Annotated in this window: 24 protein-coding genes; 15 read left to right on the forward strand and 9 right to left on the reverse strand. The window is 28.8% G+C overall.

Annotated elements, in window-relative coordinates; genetic code table 11:
- Positions 1-41 precede the first annotated feature (41 nt).
- Both CP965_RS05845 and CP965_RS05850 read right to left on the reverse strand, forming a co-directional pair.
- Positions 42-713 (reverse strand): 16S rRNA (uracil(1498)-N(3))-methyltransferase, encoded by a 672-nt coding sequence (locus tag CP965_RS05845; protein ID WP_129061144.1) that lies wholly within the window; start codon positions 711-713, stop codon positions 42-44.
- A 1-nt stretch (position 714) separates the two neighbouring features.
- Positions 715-1,119: a hypothetical protein gene (locus CP965_RS05850; RefSeq protein ID WP_129061145.1), complete on the reverse strand. Its 405-nt coding sequence runs from the start codon at positions 1,117-1,119 to the stop codon at positions 715-717.
- Between the two features lie 73 nt (positions 1,120-1,192).
- Between CP965_RS05850 and CP965_RS05855 the strand changes: the two genes are divergently transcribed.
- From CP965_RS05855 to accA, 8 genes are all read left to right on the forward strand, one after another.
- Entirely contained in the window at positions 1,193-2,416 is a 1,224-nt protein-coding gene (locus CP965_RS05855; protein ID WP_129061146.1) for a molybdopterin molybdotransferase MoeA, read from the forward strand.
- The gene (queC, locus tag CP965_RS05860) at positions 2,409-3,086 is read left to right on the forward strand and encodes a 7-cyano-7-deazaguanine synthase QueC (protein ID WP_129061147.1); all 678 of its coding nucleotides are present in this window, start codon (positions 2,409-2,411) and stop codon (positions 3,084-3,086) included. Before CP965_RS05855 ends, queC begins: the two co-directional genes overlap by 8 nt.
- 3 nt (positions 3,087-3,089) lie before the next feature.
- The gene (locus CP965_RS05865; protein WP_129061148.1) at positions 3,090-3,623 is read left to right on the forward strand and encodes a 6-carboxytetrahydropterin synthase; all 534 of its coding nucleotides are present in this window, start codon (positions 3,090-3,092) and stop codon (positions 3,621-3,623) included.
- Entirely contained in the window at positions 3,610-4,365 is a 756-nt protein-coding gene (locus CP965_RS05870) for a 7-carboxy-7-deazaguanine synthase QueE (protein ID WP_228712682.1), read from the forward strand. The genes CP965_RS05865 and CP965_RS05870 overlap by 14 nt, the downstream gene beginning before the upstream one ends.
- Before the next feature lie 84 nt (positions 4,366-4,449).
- Positions 4,450-5,193 (forward strand): 3-oxoacyl-ACP reductase FabG, encoded by a 744-nt coding sequence (gene fabG, locus CP965_RS05875; RefSeq protein ID WP_129061149.1) that lies wholly within the window; start codon positions 4,450-4,452, stop codon positions 5,191-5,193.
- Positions 5,194-5,254: 61 nt separating this feature from the next.
- On the forward strand, positions 5,255-5,485 hold the full coding sequence (acpP, locus tag CP965_RS05880; RefSeq protein ID WP_129061150.1) for an acyl carrier protein: 231 nt from the start codon (positions 5,255-5,257) through the stop codon (positions 5,483-5,485).
- Between the two features lie 127 nt (positions 5,486-5,612).
- A complete protein-coding gene (locus tag CP965_RS05885; protein WP_129061151.1) occupies positions 5,613-6,872 on the forward strand; it encodes a beta-ketoacyl-ACP synthase II in 1,260 nt (419 codons plus the stop codon).
- A 36-nt stretch (positions 6,873-6,908) separates the two neighbouring features.
- Complete coding sequence (gene accA, locus CP965_RS05890) at positions 6,909-7,850, forward strand: acetyl-CoA carboxylase carboxyl transferase subunit alpha (protein ID WP_129061152.1); 942 nt, start codon at positions 6,909-6,911, stop codon at positions 7,848-7,850.
- Positions 7,851-7,878: 28 nt separating this feature from the next.
- On the opposite strand, the gene CP965_RS05895 is transcribed toward accA, so the two are convergent.
- Positions 7,879-8,211 carry a histidine triad nucleotide-binding protein gene (locus CP965_RS05895; protein ID WP_129061153.1) on the reverse strand — a complete coding sequence of 111 codons (333 nt, stop codon included), beginning with the start codon at positions 8,209-8,211 and terminating at the stop codon, positions 7,879-7,881.
- 98 nt (positions 8,212-8,309) lie between these two features.
- Between CP965_RS05895 and pheS the strand changes: the two genes are divergently transcribed.
- The 7 genes from pheS to efp all read left to right on the forward strand — a co-directional run bounded on the left by pheS (position 8,310) and on the right by efp (position 17,733).
- Complete coding sequence (gene pheS, locus CP965_RS05900) at positions 8,310-9,302, forward strand: phenylalanine--tRNA ligase subunit alpha (RefSeq protein WP_129061154.1); 993 nt, start codon at positions 8,310-8,312, stop codon at positions 9,300-9,302.
- Complete coding sequence (gene pheT / locus CP965_RS05905; RefSeq protein ID WP_129061155.1) at positions 9,299-11,620, forward strand: phenylalanine--tRNA ligase subunit beta; 2,322 nt, start codon at positions 9,299-9,301, stop codon at positions 11,618-11,620. Before pheS ends, pheT begins: the two co-directional genes overlap by 4 nt.
- Positions 11,621-11,630: 10 nt before the next feature.
- On the forward strand, positions 11,631-12,908 hold the full coding sequence (gene aroA / locus CP965_RS05910; RefSeq protein ID WP_129061156.1) for a 3-phosphoshikimate 1-carboxyvinyltransferase: 1,278 nt from the start codon (positions 11,631-11,633) through the stop codon (positions 12,906-12,908).
- A 30-nt stretch (positions 12,909-12,938) separates the two neighbouring features.
- Positions 12,939-13,772: a 4-hydroxy-3-methylbut-2-enyl diphosphate reductase gene (locus tag CP965_RS05915; protein ID WP_129061157.1), complete on the forward strand. Its 834-nt coding sequence runs from the start codon at positions 12,939-12,941 to the stop codon at positions 13,770-13,772.
- A gap of 74 nt (positions 13,773-13,846) precedes the next feature.
- Entirely contained in the window at positions 13,847-15,499 is a 1,653-nt protein-coding gene (locus CP965_RS05920) for a 30S ribosomal protein S1 (protein WP_129061158.1), read from the forward strand.
- Between the two features lie 12 nt (positions 15,500-15,511).
- Entirely contained in the window at positions 15,512-17,098 is a 1,587-nt protein-coding gene (gene serA / locus CP965_RS05925; protein WP_129061159.1) for a phosphoglycerate dehydrogenase, read from the forward strand.
- A 71-nt stretch (positions 17,099-17,169) separates the two neighbouring features.
- A complete protein-coding gene (gene efp, locus CP965_RS05930; protein WP_129061160.1) occupies positions 17,170-17,733 on the forward strand; it encodes an elongation factor P in 564 nt (187 codons plus the stop codon).
- A 38-nt stretch (positions 17,734-17,771) separates the two neighbouring features.
- Here efp and ribD read toward each other — a convergent pair whose 3' ends face one another.
- The 6 genes from ribD to thrB form a co-directional block, all read right to left on the reverse strand.
- Positions 17,772-18,779 (reverse strand): bifunctional diaminohydroxyphosphoribosylaminopyrimidine deaminase/5-amino-6-(5-phosphoribosylamino)uracil reductase RibD, encoded by a 1,008-nt coding sequence (gene ribD, locus CP965_RS05935; RefSeq protein WP_129061161.1) that lies wholly within the window; start codon positions 18,777-18,779, stop codon positions 17,772-17,774.
- A gap of 72 nt (positions 18,780-18,851) precedes the next feature.
- The gene (gene rimP / locus CP965_RS05940) at positions 18,852-19,280 is read right to left on the reverse strand and encodes a ribosome maturation factor RimP (protein WP_129061162.1); all 429 of its coding nucleotides are present in this window, start codon (positions 19,278-19,280) and stop codon (positions 18,852-18,854) included.
- Positions 19,277-19,636, reverse strand: a complete 360-nt coding sequence (gene rbfA / locus CP965_RS05945) for a 30S ribosome-binding factor RbfA (protein WP_129061163.1) — start codon at positions 19,634-19,636, stop codon at positions 19,277-19,279. The genes rimP and rbfA overlap by 4 nt, the downstream gene beginning before the upstream one ends.
- A 9-nt stretch (positions 19,637-19,645) precedes the next feature.
- Positions 19,646-22,309 (reverse strand): translation initiation factor IF-2, encoded by a 2,664-nt coding sequence (infB, locus tag CP965_RS05950; RefSeq protein ID WP_129061164.1) that lies wholly within the window; start codon positions 22,307-22,309, stop codon positions 19,646-19,648.
- On the reverse strand, positions 22,299-22,571 hold the full coding sequence (locus tag CP965_RS05955; RefSeq protein ID WP_129061165.1) for a DUF448 domain-containing protein: 273 nt from the start codon (positions 22,569-22,571) through the stop codon (positions 22,299-22,301). The genes infB and CP965_RS05955 overlap by 11 nt, the downstream gene beginning before the upstream one ends.
- A 34-nt stretch (positions 22,572-22,605) precedes the next feature.
- A complete protein-coding gene (thrB, locus tag CP965_RS05960; protein WP_129061166.1) occupies positions 22,606-23,487 on the reverse strand; it encodes a homoserine kinase in 882 nt (293 codons plus the stop codon).
- Positions 23,488-23,489 lie beyond the last annotated feature (2 nt).

A 23,489-nucleotide genomic window follows, 5' to 3' on the forward strand; every position in this document is an offset into this window, starting at 1 on the left:
CATTAAAAAGATAAACTTTTTTGTTTATCTTTTTATAAAATTTATACAATAATTTTAGAAACTGCACTTATAGCAGCTGTTTCGCTTCTTAATATCAATTTAGAATCAAATCCTACTATTTTATTTTCTTCAAAATAATCCCTTTCTTTTTTAGAAAAACCACCTTCACAACCTAAAACTAAAGTTTTAATTTCATCTTTTTTTGAATCAATACTTTTAGAAGAGAAGTCCAAAAAGTATACATTATCATTTTGCTTTAAAAAATCTTCTATACCATTTGAGCTTTCTAATTTAATAATAGAAGATCTTCCACATTGAGAAGAAGAATTAATCAATATTTTTTCTAATTTATCCATATTTATTTTAAAATTGTTTTGAGAATATTCACAATAAATAAAAGTGATTTTATCTACACCCAATTCATTTAAAGAAGCTATATATTTTTCTACTATTTTCGGATCAATTAAACACCACCCTAAATGTATTTTTTTATCATTTTCAATTATCTTTTCTTCAAAAGACAATAATTGTAATTTAGCATCTTTTTTTGTAATATCAATTACCCTATATAAATAAATATTTTTATCATTCAAGTTTCTAAAATAAATTTCATCATTAATTTTTTGTCGTCTAGCTTTAAATAGATATTTGTAAGTTTCATTATCAACAGTTAAAATTTCTTGCGAAGCTTCCTTATGATAAGTAAATTGCATTTTAAAAAATCTTTGAAATAATATAAACAAAAATCAAAACACAGATTTCTATAGTATATATTTTTTTAGAATAGACTCTAAAATCTTCTTGAAGCTTTATATCTTTACTTTTAATTACTCTCATCCTCTTATATCTTTTTATTTCTATTACTAACAAAAAAATTGCTGCTGCTATCATAAAAAATACAGTAAATGAAAAATGTTGAGCATATGCAGATACAATTGCTCCTGTATACATAACAATTGCATTTGTTAAATGATATAAAGGTGTCATAAACTTTAATCTCTTTGCAAGAGGTATAAATTCCTTAACAGTATATACAGAATATAGGTTAAAAAGCATTATTGCCAAAAAAAAGTATATTGTATAAACGTGTGTCTGTATCGCACCACTCATTAGTTCCATGTTAATCTCACTTTTAAAAAATTTTGGTATTATATCTTATTTGTCATAAGGTATTAGTAAAGAAGGATAATTCATGGCCTTAAATGTAAAAGAAGTATTAACTATACTAACAAATTTAGAAATCAAACATAAATATGAAATTTTCCCCATAGAAGAAAGTATTAATAGAATTTGTGCTGAAAATATACTTAGCACAATTGCTCTTCCTAAATTCAATAACTCTGCAATGGATGGATATGCTTTAAGATATGAAGATATTAATTCAGAACTATCTATTTGTGAAACAATTTTTGCAGGAGATAATAAAAATGTCAAATTAAAAGATAATGAGTGTACTAAAATTATGACAGGGGCAAAAATTCCTGAAAATGCTACATTAATTGTTCCAAAAGAAGAATGTATTATAAAAGATGAAAAGATTATTATAAGTAATAAAAATCTTAAAAAATATTCACATATTAGATTCATTGGAGAAGATATAGGTTTAAATCAAGTACTCATTGAAGAAGGCACTTTATTAAATTCTTCTCATATAACTTTATTAAGCTCTCAAGGTATTTCTCATATAAAACTTTATAAAAAACCAAAGATTGTTGTTTTCGCAAGTGGAGAAGAACTTAAACTACACTATGAAAAGATTGAAGACTACCAAATTTATAATTCAAATACCCCTACTTTAATAGCAAAATGTAAAGAATTAGATTGTGAAGTTCATTTTATAGGACAAGCTAAAGATTCAGTTAAATCCTTACAAAACTTAATCAATAACTCTTTAGACTCAGATTTAATTATTACTTCAGGTGGAGTTTCTGTAGGAGATGCAGACTTTACTAATGAAGCTTTTAAAGGATTAGGATTTAAAGAGATCTTTAAAGGTATTGAAATAAAACCAGGAAAACCAACAATATTTGGAAAAATAGAAAAAACTTTTATCTTAAATTTACCAGGAAACCCTTTAGCCTCAAGTCTAATTTTTGAATTATTTGGAAAAACTTTAATTCAAAAACTTTTAGGAGAAAAATCAATTTACCAAAATTATATAAATGCAAAAATAGGAATTGATTTAAAAATAAAAAAAGGAAGAATCACTATAATTCCAGGATTATTTGATGGAGAATATTTTTATCCTGAAGAAAAAAGATTACCAGGAATGGTTAGTACTTTGAGTAAATGCAACGCAATGATTGTTGTAGATAAAGATTTATCAAAACTTGAAAAAAACTCTAAAATAAAGATACTTCCACTTAATTGGAAGTTTTTTTCAAAAGAGTATAAGGATTTTATAACTTATGAATAAAGCTTCAAAAAAAGCAGTTTGTATTTTAAGTGGAGGAATGGACTCTACTTTAGCTTCCTATATTGCAAAAAAAGAAGGATATGAAATAATTGCTGTTCATTTTAATTATGGACAAAGAACAGAAAAAAAAGAACTTCAAGCTTTTAGAAATATTTGTAATGATTTACAAATAAAAGAAAAATACGAGATTGATATTCCTTTTTTTACCCAAATAGGAGCTAGTGCTCTTACTGATAATAGTATTGATATTCCAATAAATGGTATAGAAGAAGGTGTTCCTATTACTTATGTACCTTTTAGAAATGGTATTTTTTTATCAATTGCAAGTGCTATTGCAGAAAAAGAAGAAGCAAATGCCTTATTTATAGGGGTAGTAGAAGAAGATAGTTCAGGATATCCAGATTGTACAGATGAATTTATCTCTAAAATGACAAATGCCATTAATCAAGGAACAAAAGAGTCTACAAAAATAGAAATAAAAACACCCCTAGTTCACTTAATGAAAGATGAAATTGTAAAAAAATCTCTTGAGTTAAATGTCCCTTTAGAACATACTTGGTCTTGTTATCAAGAAGAAGAAAGTGCCTGTGGAGTCTGTGATTCTTGTAGACTAAGACTAAATGGATTTGAAAAAGCAAATAGTAAAGATCCAATAAAATATAAGGAATAAATTTTGACATGGAAAATATCTAAATCTTTTGACTTTTGTTATGGACATAGAGTTTGGTCACAAACCTTGAATAGTGAATACTCTTTAGATCCATGTTTAAAATGTAGACACCTTCATGGACACCAAGGGAAAATTGTAATTTTTTTAGAAGCAAGTGAATTAAAAGATGGAATGGTAACAGATTTTAAACACTTAAATTGGTTTAAACAGTTTCTAGATGATGTTTTAGATCATAAATTTATCATTGATATAAATGACCCTTTATACCCTACTTTACTACCCCATATAAAAAAAGAAGACTTAATATTTTTTGAGCAAGGATATTATATTCCTAATATGGACAAATTAAAAGATGAACCACTTCATATAAAAGAGATGTATGAAGGGTATGTAATTGTTGAATTTGTACCTACAAGTGAAAATCTTTCTGCATGGTTCTTAGAAATTGCAAGTAAAAAAATGCAAAAAATAGGAATAAAAGTTGCAAGTGTTCAATTTGAGGAAACTCCAAAAAGTAAAAGTCATGTCTTTGCTTGAAATTAATGAAATCTTTGGACCAACAATACAAGGAGAAGGTAAATTAGTAGGTAGCCCTTCAATATTTATACGAGTAGGAAAATGTAACTTTAGATGTGAAGGCTTTAATGTAGAATATGAAACTCCAAGTGGTATAAAAAAATGTTCATGTGATACTTACTATGCTGTAGATCCTGCATTTAAAGATCAATGGCAAAAAATGTCAGCTGAAAATATTATTAATAAAATTTCTAAAATTGAACCAAAATATAAAATAGATATTGTAATAACAGGTGGAGAACCTCTATTATATTGGAAAAATGACGAATTTCAAAAACTTCTAAGATATTATATAGAAAACAACTACAAAGTTACAATTGAAACCAATGCTTCTTTAGATATAACTTTAGATAAGTCTTATCAAAAAGAAATAATTTTTTCTATGAGTGTAAAGTTATCAAACTCTTTAGAACCTTTAAAAAAAAGAGTAAATACAACTACACTAAATACTATTATAGATAAAACAAAAAACTCTTATTTAAAGTTTGTTGTGGATAAAAACTTTAAAAAACAAGCAGAAGAAGAAATAAAAAATATACTTTTACAAATTCCCAGAACAGAAGTTTACTTAATGCCTATGGGAGATACAGCTGAACAAATAAATCAAAATAGTGAAGCAGTTATTAACCTTGCTATTAAAAATGGATTTAAATATTGTGACAGATTACATATTAGAGTTTGGGACAATAAAAGAGGTGTTTAACTAATTATAGATATAATATTATCTTAAAAAAGAAACTTTTATTAGAGATTTATTTACTCAATTAAATGACAAAGGATTAATGAAGTGAAATTTACTGGATCAAATGTATTAGTAACAGGTGCAAGTAGAGGTATTGGCGCACAAATTGCAAAAACTCTTGCAAGTTATGGTTTAAAAGTATGGATTAACTACAGAAATGGAATAGAAGCTGCAGAAAAAATCAAAGAAGAAATTGAATCAAACGGTGGAACTGCAGCAATTGTTAAAGCTGATGTAACAAAAGAAGATGAATTTACAGCAGCAATTAAAACTATTGTAGATGCAGATGGGCAACTTTCATATTTAGTAAATAATGCAGGAATTACAAAAGATAAACTTGCACTAAGAATGTCAGTAGAAGACTTTAATGATGTAATTACTGCAAATTTAACTTCAGCATTTATTGGCTGTAAAGGTGCTTTAAAAGCAATGGGAAAAAAGAAATTTGGTTCAATTGTAAATATTTCTTCAATTGTTGGAGAAATGGGTAACCCAGGTCAAACAAATTACTCTGCTTCAAAAGGTGGATTAAATGCAATGACTAAATCATTTGCTAAAGAAGCTGCTGCAAGAGATATTAGATATAATGCAGTAACACCTGGTTTTATTCAAACAGATATGACAGATGAATTAAAAGATGAAGTTAAAGCAGAATATGAAAAGAATATTCCTTTAAGTAGATTTGGTCAACCTAGTGAGATTGCTGATGCTGTGGCATTTCTACTTAGTGATCATGCTTCATATATAACAGGTGAAATCTTAAAAGTAAATGGTGGATTATACGTTTAAAAAGATTTATTAAATCTTTTTGTGTTATAATATTGCGACAATTTTAAAAAAGGAAAAGAATATGGCATTATTAGATGATGTAAAAGAAGTAGTTGTAGAACAACTAGATTGCGATCCGGCAGAAGTAAAAGAAGAGTCTAAATTTATTGAAGATTTAGGTGCAGACTCACTAGATGTTGTAGAGTTAGTTATGGCATTAGAGGAAAAATTCGATATCGAAATTCCTGATGAAGATGCTGAAGGTATTTTAACTGTGGCGGATGCAATTAAATACATCGAAGATAACGCGTAATTTTACGCTTTTTAATAATGTAAAGCCAGTAATCGTTACTGGCTTTTTTAATACAGTATTTAAATTATTGAATTTTTAATTAATAAGAATTGAATTATTTAAATTTTTAGATTTTGGAGCAAATTTGATGAAAAGAGTTGTTATAACAGGTTTAGGAACAATAAATTCGATAGGACACAATGTAGAGGATTCATTTAACGCTGCTGTAGAAGGTAAATGTGGAATTGAAACTATCACATTATTTGATGCAAGTGAATATCCTGTACAATTTGCAGGAGAAGTTAAAGACTTTGATCCAACAACAGTAATGGATAAAAAAGAAGTAAAAAAAGCTGATAGATTTATACAATTAGGAATAAAAGCTGCAAATGAAGCGATGAAAGATGCAGGTTTTATTAATGATGAAAATAAAAAAGTTGACGATTCATTATCAGAAAGATTTGGTTTAATTTCGGCTTCAGGAATTGGTGGATTAACAACAATTGAAAAAAACTCTGTAACGTGTGCGAATAGAGGCCCAAAAAGAATTTCACCTTTCTTTATCCCTTCATCTTTAGTAAATATGTTAGGTGGATTTATTTCTATTGAACATGGATTAAAAGGTCCTTCTTTATCTCATGTTACTGCTTGTGCTGCTTCAACACATGCTTTGGCAGATGCAGTAAAAACTATTGTAACTAATGGCGCAGATAAAGTATTAGTTGTAGGTGCTGAAAGTGCTATTTGTGGTGCAGGAATTGGTGGTTTTGCTTCAATGAAAGCTTTATCAACAAGAAATGATGAACCACAAAAAGCATCAAGACCATTTGATAAAGATAGAGATGGATTTGTTATGGGAGAAGGTGCAGGAGCACTTGTTGTTGAAACTTTAGAGTCAGCGAAAGAAAGAGGTGCTAAGATTTATTGTGAAATCATTGGTTTTGGAGAATCAAGTGATGCAAATCACATAACTGCACCAGTAATGGAAGGACCATTAAGAGCTATGAAAGCTGCTTTATCAATGGCACAAACAAATATAGGGGAAAGCATTAAAATTGATTATATTAATGCTCATGGTACTTCTACTCCAGTTGGTGATGCAAATGAATCAAAAGCAATAGTTGAATTATTTAATGGTGTAGAAAATTGTCCTCCTGTTACATCTACAAAAGGTCAAGTTGGTCATTGTTTAGGTGCTGCTGGAGCGATTGAAGCAATTTTTACAATTAAAGCATTAAATGAAGGAATTATTCCTCCAACTATAAATTTAGAAAACCTAGATGAAGGATGTAACCTTGATTATGTTCCAAATAAAGCGAAAAAAGCTCAACTAAATATAGTGATGAGTAATAATTTCGGTTTTGGTGGAACAAATGGTTCTATAATATTTAAAAAACTAGAAGATTAATATTAGAGTAAAAACTCTTTTCGAAAAGGAAATTATTTGGCAACTTATTTAGATTTTGAAGACAAAATAAAAAAAATTGAAGAAGATATTACAGTTGCAAAAACAAAAAATGATGAACATGCGGTAGAAATTCTAGAAAGAAAACTAGAAAAAGAAGTTGAAAAAACCTTTAAAAACTTAAGTGATTATCAAAAACTTCAATTAGCTAGACATCCAGATAGACCATATGCAATGGATTATATAAAAGGTCTTATGCATGACTATTATGAAATTCATGGAGATAGACATTATGATGATGATAATGCAATTGTATGTTTCCTAGGATATATTGGTAATGAAAAAGTTGTGGTTATTGGTGAACAAAAAGGAAGAGGAACTAAAGATAAATTAAAAAGAAACTTTGGTATGCCAAGTCCGCAAGGTTATAGAAAAGCCTTAAGAGCAGCAAGATTAGCTGAAAAATTTAATTTGCCAGTTCTTATGCTTGTAGACACTCCCGGTGCTTATCCAGGAATTGGAGCAGAAGAAAGAAACCAATCTGAAGCAATTGCTAAAAACTTATATGAATTTTCAGAATTAACAACTCCTACAATATCTGTTGTTATAGGAGAAGGTGGTTCAGGAGGAGCTCTTGCAATATCTGTAGCAGATAAACTTGCTATGATGAGATATTCTGTATATGCAGTTATCTCGCCAGAAGGATGTTCTGCAATTTTATGGAATGATCCTGCTAAAGTTGAAACAGCAGCAAATGCACTTAAAATAACTGCTGAATCATTAAAAGACTTAGGTTTAGTTGATGATGTGGTAAATGAGCCTTTAATTGGTGCACATAGAAAAAAAGAAGAAGCAATTAAAGCTTTAGGAGACTATTTTTTATCTTCTCTTGAGGAATTAAAACAATTATCTAAAGAAGAAAGATATGAAAAAAAATATGAAAAACTTATGAGCTTAGGAAAATTCCAAGAAGGAAAATAAGTTGAGTTGTAGTATTAATAACTACAACTTAATCTCGAACTAATCTACCTACTGGTTCTCCACCCAAAATATGAAAATGTAAATGAGAAACTTCTTGTCCTCCATTTTTACCAATATTTGTAATCATTCTATAACCTGTTTCTCTTATTCCTAATTTTTCTACAACCTTATGAATAAATGTAGTCATTTCTGACATTATTTCAGGAGGAATTACATCAAAAGAATCATAATGCTCTTTAGGAATAACCAATACATGAATTTTTTTAGCAGGATTAATATCATTAAAAGCTAAAAAATTTTCATCTTCTAATACTGTTTGATTAGGAATTTCACCTTTTACAATTTTACAAAAAATACACATATTATTACCTTTTAAAGTTTAAAAAAAATTATAACCAAACTCTAATAAATTTTAAAGTATAATCCACTTCCTTAGAAAAAAACAACAGGAGAATAAAAGTGAAAGAATGGCTTGACAAGATTAATAATGCTGATTCACTTGAAGTTCTAGAAAATTTAAGAATTGAAACTTTAGGTAAAAAAGGTATTATTCCTGCGCAGTTTGCAAAAATGAAAGATATTCCAGGGCCAGAGAAAAAAGCATTTGCTGAAAATTTAAATAAGCAAAAAACTGAAATAACTGAGGCTTTAGAAAATAAAAAACAAGTATTAGAAAAAAAAGCACTTGAAGAAAAGTTAAAAGAAGAAAAAATTGATGTAACAAAATTTAATAATGAATTAACATGTGGTGCAGCACATCCTGTAACATTAACTATGGATAGAATAATTACTTATTTTCAAAATCTTAATTTTGCAGTAGAAGAAGGACCTTTAGTAGAAGATGATTTTCATAACTTTGAAGCATTAAACCTTCCTAAATACCATCCAGCAAGAGATATGCAAGATACATTCTATAATAAAGATTATACTTTACTTAGAACACATACATCTCCTGTTCAAATTAGAACAATGTTAGAACAAAAAACACCAATTAGAATGATTGCACCAGGAACAGTTTTTAGAAGAGATTATGATATTACACATACGCCAATGTTCCACCAAATTGAAGCACTTGTAGTAGATGATGCAGATAAAATTTCTTTTGCTAATTTAAAACATGTCTTAGTTGAATTTTTACAACATATTTTTGGGGAAGTAGATGTTCGATTTAGACCTTCATTCTTCCCATTTACAGAACCTTCTGCTGAAGTAGATATTTCATGTGTATTCTGTAAAGGTGATGGATGTAGAGTATGTTCTCACACAGGATGGATAGAAATACTTGGTTGTGGAATTGTAGATCAAAATGTTTTTAATGCAGTTGGATATGAAAATAAATCAGGATATGCATTTGGTCTAGGAATAGAAAGAGTTGCTATGTTAACTCATGATATAGGAGATTTAAGATCACTATTTGAAAGTGATCTAAGATTATTAGGACAGTTTAAATGATAATAACAAGATCGTGGATACAAGAATATATAGATATTTCAAAAATATCAACTGAAGATATTTGTAAAACTTTAAACTCTATAGGATTAGAAGTAGATAGTGTCGAAGAAAAAAGAATAGTTCCTAAAGTAGTAATAGGAAAAGTTTTAGAAAAAGAAAAACATCCAGATGCTGACAAATTAAATATTTGCCAAGTTGACATTGGAAATGAAACAGTACAAATAGTCTGTGGTGCAAAAAATGTTGATGCAGGACAATATGTTCCTGTTGCTGTAGTTGGTTGTAAACTTAGTGAAGATTTTAAAATTAAAAAAGCTAAACTTCGAGGTATAGAGTCAAATGGTATGATTTGTTCTTCTACAGAAATAGGTTTAGCAAAATTAAATGATGGTATCTTAGAACTTGATAATTCTATTGGAGAACTTGTAACAGGAAGAGAATTAAGAGAATATAATCTATTAAATGATGATATTATTGAAATTGAACTTACTGCAAATAGAGGAGACTGTTTAAGCATAAATGGAGTTGCTAGAGAACTTAGTGCTTTTTATTCAATCCCTTTCAAAGAGCAAGAATTTAAAATTAACTACAATGATTTAGGAATTGGACAAATACTAGAAGTAGAAAGTCAAAGTAATATAGAAACAAAATTTATTTATACAGTAATAAATTCTGAAAACTTTTCTTTACCAGTTTTACAAAAAATAAGAGTTGGAATCATTGACAAATATAAAGAAAATGATTTAAGTGATGCTATTTCATACATCACTCACTCTTCAGGAGTAATTTTAAATGCCTATGCAAAGAAAGATGCAGAAGTAGTAAATAATTTATCAACAATACATATTCAAAAAGACAAACAAGGTTTTGATGTAGTAATTGGAAATAAAAAATTAAGTACTCTATGCGTAGAGCAAAATAATACAGAAAAAGATGAAAGTAATGAATATATTATAGAAGCTTCTTATATAAACCCTGAAACATTAGCAAAAAAAGTTTTTGAAACAAAAAAAGAAACAGGAGAAGTTTATTATAGAAGTTCAAGAGGTAGTGAACCAGCAATTGAGTTAGGAATGAAACAATTTTGTTCATTAATTTCAACTTTTGGTGCAGAAGTTTATAATGGAAATGAATCTTTTATTGATTATGAAGAAAAAATTACTATTGATGCAAGTATAAAAAAAATCAATGCAATAATTGGGCAAGAAGTAGAAAAAGTTAAAATTGATAAAATACTTAGTGGTTTAGGATTTGAAGTAAAAGACAACTCCTCTGATGTATTATCAATTAAAGTACCATATTATAGACATGACATAAAAAATATTGCTGATATTACGGAAGAAATTGTAAGAATCATTGGTATTGATAATATTCAAGCAAAACCTTTAGCAATTGATGAAGTAAATAGATCAAATAAAACTTCTTATGATTTAATTAAAAAAAATAAATTAAGAGCTAAAGCAATAGAAAATGGCTTCTTTGAAACTGTGACTTATATTTTTGCAGATAAACAAAAGTTAGAAAAATATTCTCTAGCAACAGTTCAAGAAAGTCTTGACATTTTAAATCCAATTGTAAAAGAGCTAGATACTTTTAGAACAACTATCTCTTTAAACCTAATTGAAGCTTGTTCAAACAATGCTAAACTTGGTTTTAAATCAGCAGCATTTTTTGAAATCGGGAAAATATTTAACTTAAGAAGAGAAGAAAAAACAGTAATTTCTTTTGTATTTTCAGGGCAAAAAGAACTTGAAGAAATTACAAATTCTGGAAAACCAGAAAATATTGATTTCTTCTCTTTCTCTAAAAAAGTATTAAATACGGTTGGAAAATTTGATTTAGAACCAATGAATAAAATTTCTAATGATTTAATTCACCCATACCAAAATGCAAATGTAATTGTAGATGGTCAAACAGTAGGATTTATTTCAAAACTACATCCAAGTGTTGCAGCCCAATATGATTTAGCTGATACATTTATCGCTGAAATTGATTTTGAAACAATTGCAAATGATTTAATCAAAGTAGAAAGTTACTCTAAGTTCCAAGCTTCTAAAAAAGACTTAAGCCTTATTGTTCCACAAGATATGGAATTTAAGAAAATTAAAGATGTAATTAACTCTTTAGAGAATAAAACAATTAAACAATATAACCTAATAGATATCTATAAAGATGAAAACTTAGGTGAAAATGAGAGTTTAACTATTAGATTTGTTCTTCAAAATGATGATAAAACACTTGAAGAAGAAGATATTACTTCAACAATGAATAGTATTTTAGAAGCATTGAAAGAAAAATTAAATATTGAATTAAGATAAGGAAACAAAAGTGGAAACATTTGACATTAAAAAACTATCTAAGCCTTTTGACATAGAAATTGACTCAATTGCAAGTGATAAATCAATATCACATAGATGTGCAATGTTTTCACTATTTTCTAATGAAACTTCATATATTAAAAATTACCTTACAGCAGAAGACACATTAAATACTTTAAGTATAGTAGAACAATTAGGTGCTAAAATCACACGAGATGGTTCTACTGTAGAAATTACACCAACTAATAAACTAACTGAACCAAAAGATATTCTTGATTGTGGTAACTCAGGAACTGCAATGAGACTGTTTTGTGGACTATTAGCCTCTGTTGATGGTGCGTTTACTTTAACTGGTGATAAATACCTTAAAGAGCGACCAATGAAAAGAGTGGCAGACCCGCTAAGAAGTATTGGTGCAAATATTGATGGTAGAGAAGAAGGTAATAAAGCTCCTTTATTTATTAGAGGAGTAAAAGAGTTAAAACCTTTTACTTATATTTCGCCTGTTGATTCTGCACAAGTAAAATCAGCAATGATACTTGCTGCACTTAGAGCTAATGGTGTATCAAAGTATAAGGAGAATGAACTAACACGTGACCATACAGAAAGAATGCTAAAAGGTATGGGAGCTAAGTTAGAGACAGATGATGAAGGGTTTATAAATATTCATCCTTTAGAAGGTCATTTAAAGCCATTAAATATTACAGTTCCAACAGATCCAAGTTCTGGGTTCTTTTTTGCAGTAGCAGCTGCAATTACAAAAGACTCAAGAGTTGTAATAAAAAATGTGTCATTAAACCCTACAAGAATTGAAGCATACCAAGTTTTAAAAAGAATGGGTGCAGAAGTTAATTTTATAGAAAAAGAGAATATTTATGAGCCTATTGGAGATATTGAAGTAAAACACAAAGAACTAAATGGTGTTGTGGTTGAAAATAATATCTCTTGGTTAATTGATGAACTTCCAGCACTTTCAATTGCTATGTCAATTGCAAATGGAAAGTCATTAGTAAAAAATGCAAAAGAGTTAAGAGTAAAAGAGTCAGATAGAATTAAAGCTGTTGTTTCAAACCTTGAAAAGTGTGGTGTATCTTACACTGAATTTGAAGATGGTTATGAAATAGTAGGAGGAACAATAATTAAAGCCTCTATAGACTCTCATGGAGACCATAGAATTGCAATGAGCTTTGCAATAGCTGGTACTTTATGTGATATGGAAATAAATGATGTTGATTGTATTTTAACTTCATTTCCAAACTTCAAAGAAATCCTTGACTCTTTATATTAAAAAATTGAGATAATTTTAAGGATCTAAATAATGAAAGTAAAACTAGCATCAAGCTACGGTTTTTGTTTTGGAGTAAAAAGAGCTATAAAAATTGCAGAAGGATATGAAGACTCTGCAACAATGGGTCCATTAATTCATAATCAAAATGAAATTGATAGATTAAAAACTGATTATAATGTAGGTTTATATAATAATCTCACTGATGTAAAACCCAAAGATACAATTATTATTAGAACACATGGTATTCCTAAAAATGACTTAAAAGATTTAAGAAAAAAAGATGCAAAAGTCATTAATGCTACCTGTCCATTTGTTACTACACCACAACAAATAGTAAAAAAAATGTCCCAAGAAAATTATTCGATTTTAATATTTGGTGATGAGGCTCACCCAGAAGTCAAAGGGGTAAAGTCATATGGAGAAGACCAAGAAGATGTTCATGTTATTCTATCAATATCAGAACTTGATAATATCAATTTTAAGTATGACAAAATTGCTACTGTTGCCCAAACAACTAAGAAAAAAGAGACTTATTTAGAAATTGTAAATGCTTTAATTTTAAAAAATAAAGAAGTAAGAGTATTCAATACCATTTGTGATGCAACTTTTGAAAATCAAGATGCTGCAAGAGAACTTTCTAAAGAAGTTGATGTAATGGTTGTCATTGGAGGTAAAAACTCTTCAAATACAAAACAGCTACATAGTATTTGTCTAGAAAATTGTCAAGATTCTTACTTAATTGAAAATGCAAAAGAACTTGATCCAAATTGGTTTAAAAATAAAAATTTATGTGGAATAACAGCGGGAGCAAGCACTCCTGATTGGATTATACAACAAGTTGTTGATGAAATAGAAAAATACTAAATACTCTTTCTTTAAGTATTAATCCGATATAATAATAGCCATTTATAATAAAACGGTTAAAATGAAGGAATAAAATGGCTATCGATGATATTGAATTAGGTGAAGACTTTGATTTTGAGAAAATGCTTAACGAGTCTTTTGAGAATGCTGAAAACAACTCTGTAGTAAATGGTGTAATTGTTGAAATTACTAATGATAATGTTCTTGTAGATGTAGGTCAAAAAATAGAAGGTAGACTAAATATCTCTGAAATTACAATCGGTGGAGAAGTACAATTTAAAGCTGGTGACACAATTTCTGTAATGTTAATGGGAAATAAAGGTGAAAGACCAAATATTTCTTATAAAAAAGTTCTACAAAAAGAAAAATTTGATAACTTTGTAAAAGAACATGGTGAAAATGTTGAAGATATTACAATTGAAGGTAAAATTGTTTCTGTAAAAAACAGAGGTGGTTTTATTATTGAAGATGATTCTGGTCTAGAATATTTTATGCCAATGGCACAATCATATTTAAAAACTCATGGAGCTATCGGTAAAAAAGTTAAAGCAAAAGTTTTAAAAATAAACGAAGCTCAAAACTCAATTATAGTTTCTAGAAAAAAACTTATTGAAGAAGCAAAAGTAGAAAAAGACTCTAAAGTAAATGAAATTTTAGAAAAAAACGAACCTGTAAATGGTATTGTTAAAAAAATAACTTCTTATGGAATGTTTATTGACCTAGGTGGAATTGATGGTTTAGTAAACTACAATGAAATCTCTTATAAAGGTCCTGTTAACCCTGCAAACTACTATAATGAAGGTGATGAAGTATCTGTTGTAGTATTATCTTATGATAAAGCTAAACAACACTTATCATTATCTATTAAAGCAGCACTTCCAAATCCTTGGGATGAAATTAAAGATGAACTAGAAGTAGGAGATACTATTACTGTTACAGTTTCAAACTTTGAATCTTATGGAGCATTTGTAGATTTAGGAAATGATATTGAAGGTTTATTACACATTTCAGAAATTTCTTGGAATAAAAACCTTAAAAATCCAAAAGACTTATTAACATTAGGTGAAGAAGTTAATGTTGAAGTTATTGAATTAAATGTAGATAAAAAAAGATTAAGAGTAAGTCTAAAAAATCTACAAGAGAAACCTTTTGCAAAATTTACAAAAGAGCATAAAGTTGGAGATGTAGTTAAAGGTAAAATTGCTACTTTAACTGATTTTGGTGCATTTGTTACAATTGGAGAAGTTGATGGTTTATTACACAATGAAGAAGCTTCTTGGGAATCAAATGCAAAATGTAAATCACTTTATAAAAAAGGTGATGAAGTTGAAGTTAAAATTATCAAAATAGATAGAGAAAAAGAAAATATTTCTTTATCAATTAAAGAAATTTCTGATTCACCTGCGCAAAAATTCCAAAACTCTCATAACCTTGGAGATATTGTAAAAGGTGCAGTAAAAGATAAAAAAGATTTTGGTATTTTTATTAAATTAGAAGACAATTTAGATGGTTTAATTAGAAATGAAGACTTTGGACCACTTAATGCTGAAGAAGTTAATATTGGCGATGAACTAGAAGCAGTTGTAGTTAATATTGATACTAAAAGAAATAGAGTTAGATTATCTATTAAAAGATTAGAACAACAACAAGAAAGAGAAGTTTTAAAAGCTGTTAATGATGATACATCTATGACTTTAGGTGATTTATTAAAAGACCAAATTAAATAAGGATTTGTGCAAATGAGTAAACATACAATTGTAGTTTGTGACCATATTCATGAAGATGGATTAAACATCTTAAAAACTACAGAAGACATAAATTATGTATATGCAGCAGATATAGATAAAGTATCTTTATTAGATGTAATAAAAGATGCAGATGTTGCTATTACTAGATCTTCAACAGATGTAGATGAAAAGTTTTTAAATGCAGCAACAAATCTAAAAGCAATTATTAGAGCTGGTGTTGGTTATGATAATGTAGATATGGAAGCTTGTAGCAAAAGAGGTATCATTGCTATGAATGTTCCAACTGCAAATACAATTGCAGCCGTTGAGCTTACTATGGCTCATATGCTATCTTGTATGAGAAAATTTCCTTATGCACACAATCAATTAAAAAATGAAAGAATTTGGAAAAGAGAAGACTGGTATGGTAATGAACTTTTTGGTAAAAAGTTAGGAGTCATTGGTTTTGGTAATATAGGGCATAGAGTTGCATTAAGAGCTAAGTCTTTTGAAATGGATGTTCTTACATATGACCCATATATTCCATCAACTAAAGCAACAGACTTAGGCGTTGAATATACAACAAACTTTGATGACATTTTAGCTTGTGATATAATTACTATACATACTCCTAAAAATCAAGAAACAATTGATATGATTGGTGAGAATGAAATTGCAAAAATGAAAGATGGTGTAATTTTAATAAATTGTGCAAGGGGTGGATTATATAATGAAGAAGCTCTTTACAATAACTTAAAATCTGGGAAAATTGCAATGGCAGGAATTGATGTTTTCAAAAAAGAGCCAGCAACAGATCACCCGCTTTTAGATTTAAATAATATAACTGTAACAGCCCACCTAGGAGCAAATACAAAAGAATCTCAAAAAAAGATTGCTACTCAAGCCGCTGAAAATGCAATTGAGTCTGCAAGAGGAATTGCATACCCTAATGCACTAAATCTACCAATTGATGAAAATAAGATTCCTTCATTTGTAAAACCGTATATTGAATTAACTCAGAAAATAGCATTCCTATCAGCACAATTAGATAAATCTGCAATTAGATCTATCTCTGTTTGTGCTCAAGGAGAAATAAAAGAATATTTAGATTCTTTATCAACATTTGCAACAGTAGGTGCATTAACAGCTTCTAGTGATAAAGATGAAATAAACTATGTAAATGCAAAATTTATAGCTGAAGAAAAAGGTATTAAATTTGATACTTGTGAAATAAATCATTCTTCAGGATATAGCAATAAAATCACAATAACTATTACTACAGAAAAAAGAGTAAATACAATTTCTGGTACAGTATTTGATGATGATGTTCAAAGAATTGTTGAACTTGATGGTTTTGATTTTGATATTGAACCAAAAGGTAAAATGATAATGATGAGAAACAATGATGTTCCTGGAGTAATTGGACAAGTTGGTAAATTGTTAGGAGATAATAATATTAATATTTCTGACTTCAGATTAGCAAGAGGTAAAAACTCTGCTTTAGCTGTAATCCTTGTTGATGAATCTATTTCTCATAAAGTTTTAGAACAAATAAATAATTTAGAAGCTGCAATTTCTGTAGCTTATGCAGAAATATAAGATGATAATTAATTAAGAAGTGATTTTTCACTTCTTAAAATTCTATATATAAAAACATAATCGGAGAATAAATGGCAAATATTTCAATGAGTGAACTAAAAAAGGGATTGAAAATTGAAATTGATGGTGTTCCTTATAAAATAACAGAATATCAGCATGTAAAACCTGGTAAAGGAGCAGCATTTGTAAGATGTAAAATTAAATCCTTTTTAAATGGTAAGGTAATTGAAAAAACATTTCATGCTGGTGATAAATGTACTACACCAGATTTACAACAAAAAACAATGCAATACCTATATGATGATGGTGAGATGCTACAATTTATGGATACAAATACTTATGAACAAATTGGTTTAACATACGATCAAGTTGGAGATACTGCAGATTGGATAATTGATGGAATGAACGTAGATATGATGTTCTTCAATGGTGATGCAATCACAGTTGAGCCTCCTATGGTAGTTGAACTTAAAATTGTAGAAACACCTCCTAACTTTAAAGGAGATTCACAAGGTGGTAAAAAACCTGCTACTTTAGAAAGTGGAGCCGTTGTACAAATTCCTTTCCATTTAGTAGAAGATGATGTAATAAAAGTTGATACTAGAACAGGTGAATACCTAGAGAAAGTAAAATAATATTAAAAGAGTGGATAGCTTCACTCTTTTATGTAAAACTAACTCTTTTTTTTCAAATAAATAATTTTTTCATCCCCAATATAATTCTCATGAACTATTTCAAAATCAATATCAATATCGTTTAAAGCATTAATTCCATTTCTAATTTTTGGGCTTACAAGTAACACTATGAAATCTAATTTTTCTTTAAGAATATTTAACAAATTATAGACTCCTTCTACCATCACAATTTTGTAATCTAGAAGCTTAAATAAATCATTACTTATAGTAACTTTTCTATTTGCTACTTTAAAAAGTGGAATATTTGTATCAAATATTCTATTTTTAGAATAAATCATTATATCAGGGGCACGTCCAGCTATATATCTTGCATCTAATGTAGGTTTATCATTTCGAACTGTATTTCCTCCAATAAGCATTAAGTCGATTTTATCTCTAAGTGCGTGAACATATGCTTTTGCAGAGTTTGAAGAAATATTACCATCAATAGAGCCATTTAATGTTTGTGCCATTTTATAAAATATAAATGTACCACTTGTCCATTTTATAAAAGGATATAATAGATCATATGCCTCTTTTCTCATACAATCAAGGTCAACCTTAATCTTTGCCTTTAAAAGAGTTTCTATACCACCTGAGGCTTCTTTATTAATATCCTTATGAGCAATTATTACTCTTTTTGGTTTTAGTTCTTTTAAAAGATTCGAACAAGCAGGAGTTTTTCCTTCATGATTACATGGTTCTAATGTAACAAAAACTTCACAATCATTAAAAAACCCCTTATGGTTTTCAATTAAGTATTTATGTATATCATGGCTTGAATTTTTTGCTTTAATTACATCATTTGGATATTTTTTTAAATAAGCAGCTTTTAATGCATTTACTTCTGCATGAGCTTTACCTGCTTCTTTATGTGCTTCTATTGATAAAATCTCACCATTCTTTACAATTAAACAGCCAACTGCAGGATTTGGATAAGTTAACAACTGATATTTCCATGCTTCATCAATTGCTAATTTCATAAAAAAGTTGTCATCTATTTTCATTTTTTCTTCTTTAAAGTAAAAAAAAAGGAAGTTGAAAATCAACTTCCTTTCTTAATTTATTATAAATTTATATTACCATTCAAAATATGTTGAAGCAGAAGAAATTTCATCATATGTAATTATTTCTTCTCCATGTTCTGTTTTAATTTTGATTTCATTATCATCAGCACTTAATAATTCACCCTTGATTGAATTCTTATCAAAGTCTTTTAATTTAATTTTTTCACCAAGAGAAGCTTTAAAATGCCTAGGATTTTTTAGTTTTCTTTCTATTCCAGGTGAACTAACTTCAAGATTATATTTACCATTCATAGGCTCATCTAAATCCAAGATAGGAGATATCATTCTAGAAATTTCTGCACATTTATCAAGATTAATTCCCTCTTTTGATGTAACATAAACTCTGAAAATATTCATATCATTTTCTTTCAAAGATACAATATCATAAACTTCTGCACCACAACCTTGTACTGCAATTTCAATTGATTCTTCTAAATTCATGAGTCACTCTTTTTATCTTTTTCAATTTTTCTAAATAAATCTTCAATATTTTTTGACTTCTCTAAAGATTTATCATTTTCAAATTTAAAGGTAGGACACTTATACCAACCTGTTGCACTTAAAACATATGATTTTATTCTACCACTTGCTTTAGTTAATGCAGAAACTACACCTGGTATTTCTTTATCCTCGAAGTCACTTCCATCAAAATATACAATTGCATCATACTTTCCATTTTTACAGTTTATACCTGTTATAGGAAGAGAACGAATTCTATGATCATTCATACTTGATAAAGCTTCAGGAACAAGTTCCATTAATAATGATTCAGTTCTTTGAAGATTAATACTTTTCACACTAAAACCTTAAGCCTTAATTTCTCTTTTTTCTTCAATCTGAATGAATGTTTCAATATAATCTCCAACTTTAATATCATTAAACTTGTCAAACATAATACCACATTCATAGCCATTAGATACTTCTTTAACATCATCTTTAAATCTTTTAAGAGATGAAATCTTACCAGTATAAGTAACAACACCATCTCTAATAATTCTTGCATGTCCACCTCTAATAACTTTACCATCAGTAACAAAACAACCTGCAACAGTTCCTACCTTTGGAACAACAAAAGTATCTCTTACTTCTGCCTGACCAGTATTTTCTTCTCTAATAACAGCACTCATCATACCAGATAGTGTATCTTTAATATCATCAATTAAATCATAAATAATTGAATAAGTATTAATAGTAATTCCATCAGCTTTAGCTTTATTTTTTACACTACCAGTTGGTCTTACATTAAATCCTAAAATTATACAACCTTCACTGGCACTTGCTAAAATTAAATCAGACTCAGTAATTCCCCCCACTCCAGAGTGAATCACTTTAACTTTAACTTCTTCATTTTGGATTTTTTCTAGTGAACCTTTAATTGCTTCTAAAGAACCACCTACATCAGTTTTAATAATCACAGGAAGTTGTTTAATTTTACCCTCTGCAATTAATCCACTCATTTCTTCTAAAGAAACTTTTGTTGATTTAGACAATTCTTTAGCTCTAGCATGTTCAGCTCTTTTTGTGGCAATTTCTCTTGCTTCTTTATCAGAATCTTGAGCAACCATTACAGTTCCAGCATCAGGTACTTCATTTAAACCTAAAATAGAACCTGTTTCAGAAAGTCCTAAAGATTTTACAGGTTTACCTAAATCATTAGTAATAGCTTTAACTCTACCAAAAGTAGTATCACAAACTACATTATCTCCTACTTTTAATTCACCATTTTGAACAATTACAGTAGCAACAGGACCTCTTCCTTTTTCTAGTGAAGATTCAACAACAGTTGCTTTTGCTTTTGCATTTGGATCAGCTTTTAATTCCAAAATTTCTGATTGAAGAAGAATATTTTCTAATAAATCATCAATACCTTCTCCTGTTTTAGCAGAAACTCCAATAAATTCAATTTCTCCACCCCAATCAACAGGAGTCATTTCTCTCTCAGCCATTTGAGATTTTACCATATCCATATTTGCTGCTTCTTTATCGATTTTATTAACAGCAACAATAATAGGACATCCACTCTCTTTTGCATGGGAAATAACTTCTTCTGTTTGTTGTTTAACACCATCATCTGCTGCTACAACAATAATTACGATATCAGTAACACTTGCACCTCTTGCTCTCATGGCAGAGAAAGCGGCATGCCCTGGAGTATCTACAAAAGTAATTTTTTGATTATTTTGCTTAATTGTATATGCAGAAATATGTTGAGTAATTCCTCCTGCTTCAGCTGAAGCAATTTTAGAAGATCTAATCTTATCAAGTAATGATGTTTTACCATGATCAACATGCCCCATAATTGTAACTACTGGAGGTCTTGTCTCAAAATTAGATTCATCTATTTCTTCTTCTTGATAATCTTCTACATAGTTTGCATCTTCTAAAGCATCTTTAACTGTTACTTCTATTCCAAACTCTTCACCAAGAATTTCTAATTCATCTTGTTTTAAAAAGTCATTTTTTGTAACCATCATGCCAAGACCAAATAATACAGTTATAACCTCTGCTGGTGATTTACCACAAGCTTCTGCAAATTCATAAACCCTAACGTCTTCTGGAATTGTTACTTCAGTAATATCAATTTCTTCGACTTCTCTTCTAATTCTTTTCTTTCTTTTCTTTCTCTTTAAACCTTGAGGTCTATTTCCAAACGCTGCAGGTCTAGAAGATCTTGTTTGTTTTTTATCTTTATCATTTTTTGTATTATTCTTAGCAGGTTCATCAAAAAGCTTAGAAGTATCTGCTAAATCCATATCAAGTAAAACAACTTCTTCACCTAAAAGAGATTCATCACTTGCATTTGAAAAATTATTTTCACTTCCTCTTTCAAATTCTATAACCTTTCCATGCTCATGAGCTTTCGGAGGTTGTTTCTTTTTCTCTTTTTTCTTTTGTTTTAAAGCAGCTGTTTGCTCTTGACTTACTTTTGTTTGTTCATTAGAATTTGAATTTTCATTTCCACCTAAAATTTCACTTAATGATTTCATTGCTTTTTTAGGTTGGTTATCTATATTATTTGAAATTGTAGGTTCTTTTTCTTCTCTAGGCTTTTTCTTTTTAATGATCTTAAGCCCTCTTCTTTTTGGAACAACCCTTTTTGGAGCTACACTTTTAACGCTAGTTTCTTTTTCTAAACTTTTTTCTTCTTGCTTCTCAGGTGTTTCTTCCTGTTTAGTTTCAACTGTTTTCTCAGTTTTTACTTCTTTTTCAGCTTTTTCTTCTTCTTTTGGTGTTTCTTCTTCTTTCTTAGGTGCTTCTTTTTTCTTTACTACTTTTGTAACTGTTTTTTTTACAAGTTTTGAACTTTTACCAGTCATTATATAGTTTGTAATCTCTTCTGCATCTTCAAAAGAAACTGCTGTTTGAGGTGATTTAAGTTCTATCCCTAAATCTTTAGCTTTAGCAATTACTTCATTACTACTTGCTCCTGCTTCTTCAGCAATTTCATATACTCTTACATTATCTGACATGCGTTAAAATCTCCTTAAGTTGTCCTACGTAGTTATCTTTGTTTCTACACTCTCTAAAAAGTGCTTTTTCAAGTTTTTTATAATTTTTTGAGTTTATATCTTCCAAAAAGGAAATACACTCTTTACATATATAAAAACTTCTTCCACTATTGTCATAAGTGGAAAGTTTTTTATTTTCACATTTCAATCTTATTAACACATCTTGTTCAAATTTTCTCCTACAAACAACACATGTTCTGATTGGTTTTTTCAAAATAGTCAATATAATACCTAATTTTTACTTAAACTTATTATTTTTAATCTTCTATTCTCACACCAGAATTATCAAAATTTCTTGTTAATACCCTAAAATGTGGGAATCTCTTTTTAAGAGAACTTTCTATCCTTTGAGAATCTTCTTTATAGCATAAAGAAAATAAAGTAGAACCTGAACCTGATAAAGTACTCATTAGTGCACCATTATTTAATGCAGTTTTTTGAACATCAAATAATTCAGGCATTTGTTTCATTCGATATTTCTGATGAACAATATCTTTTGATGCAGTCTTTAGCATTTCCCAGTTTTCTGTCATAAAAGCAGCAGTTAGTAAAGAGGAATGAGCTATATTAAAAATAGTATCTTCTTTAGAATATTTAAAAGGCAAAGCTTTTCTAGCAAGTTGTGTTGAAATAGGTCTGTTAGGAATTACAACAACTGCTTTTAAAAAACGAGGTAACTCTTTTCTTATAGATTTCACTTCATTATCTTGAACACTTGCAACATTGAAACCACCCATTACTGCAGGGGTAATATTATCAGGGTGATTTTCATAAGCAAGAGCTAAATTTAATAACTTTTCTTTTTCAAGTTTTACACCCTCAATAGCATATGCACTAGCAATTGCAGAAACAATTACCGCCGAAGAACTACCAAGACCCCTTGATAGTGGTACTTCATTTGTAAATTCAAATCTAAAATTTCTTTTTTTCTTTGCTAAATTAAAATAGAAATCATTAAATATAGCAATAAACATATTATTATCTTTAAGCATTGGGTTATTTGAACCTTCTCCTCTTAAAGAAACACTATGAAATTTTGATGGTCTAATTACTACTTGATTATATAATGATATTGCTAATCCTAAACTATCAAATCCAGGTCCTAAATTAGCACTAGTTGCGGGAACACTTATTCTCAATT

The organism is Halarcobacter mediterraneus (assembly GCF_004116625.1).
In the GTDB taxonomy this organism is placed as follows: domain Bacteria; phylum Campylobacterota; class Campylobacteria; order Campylobacterales; family Arcobacteraceae; genus Halarcobacter; species Halarcobacter mediterraneus.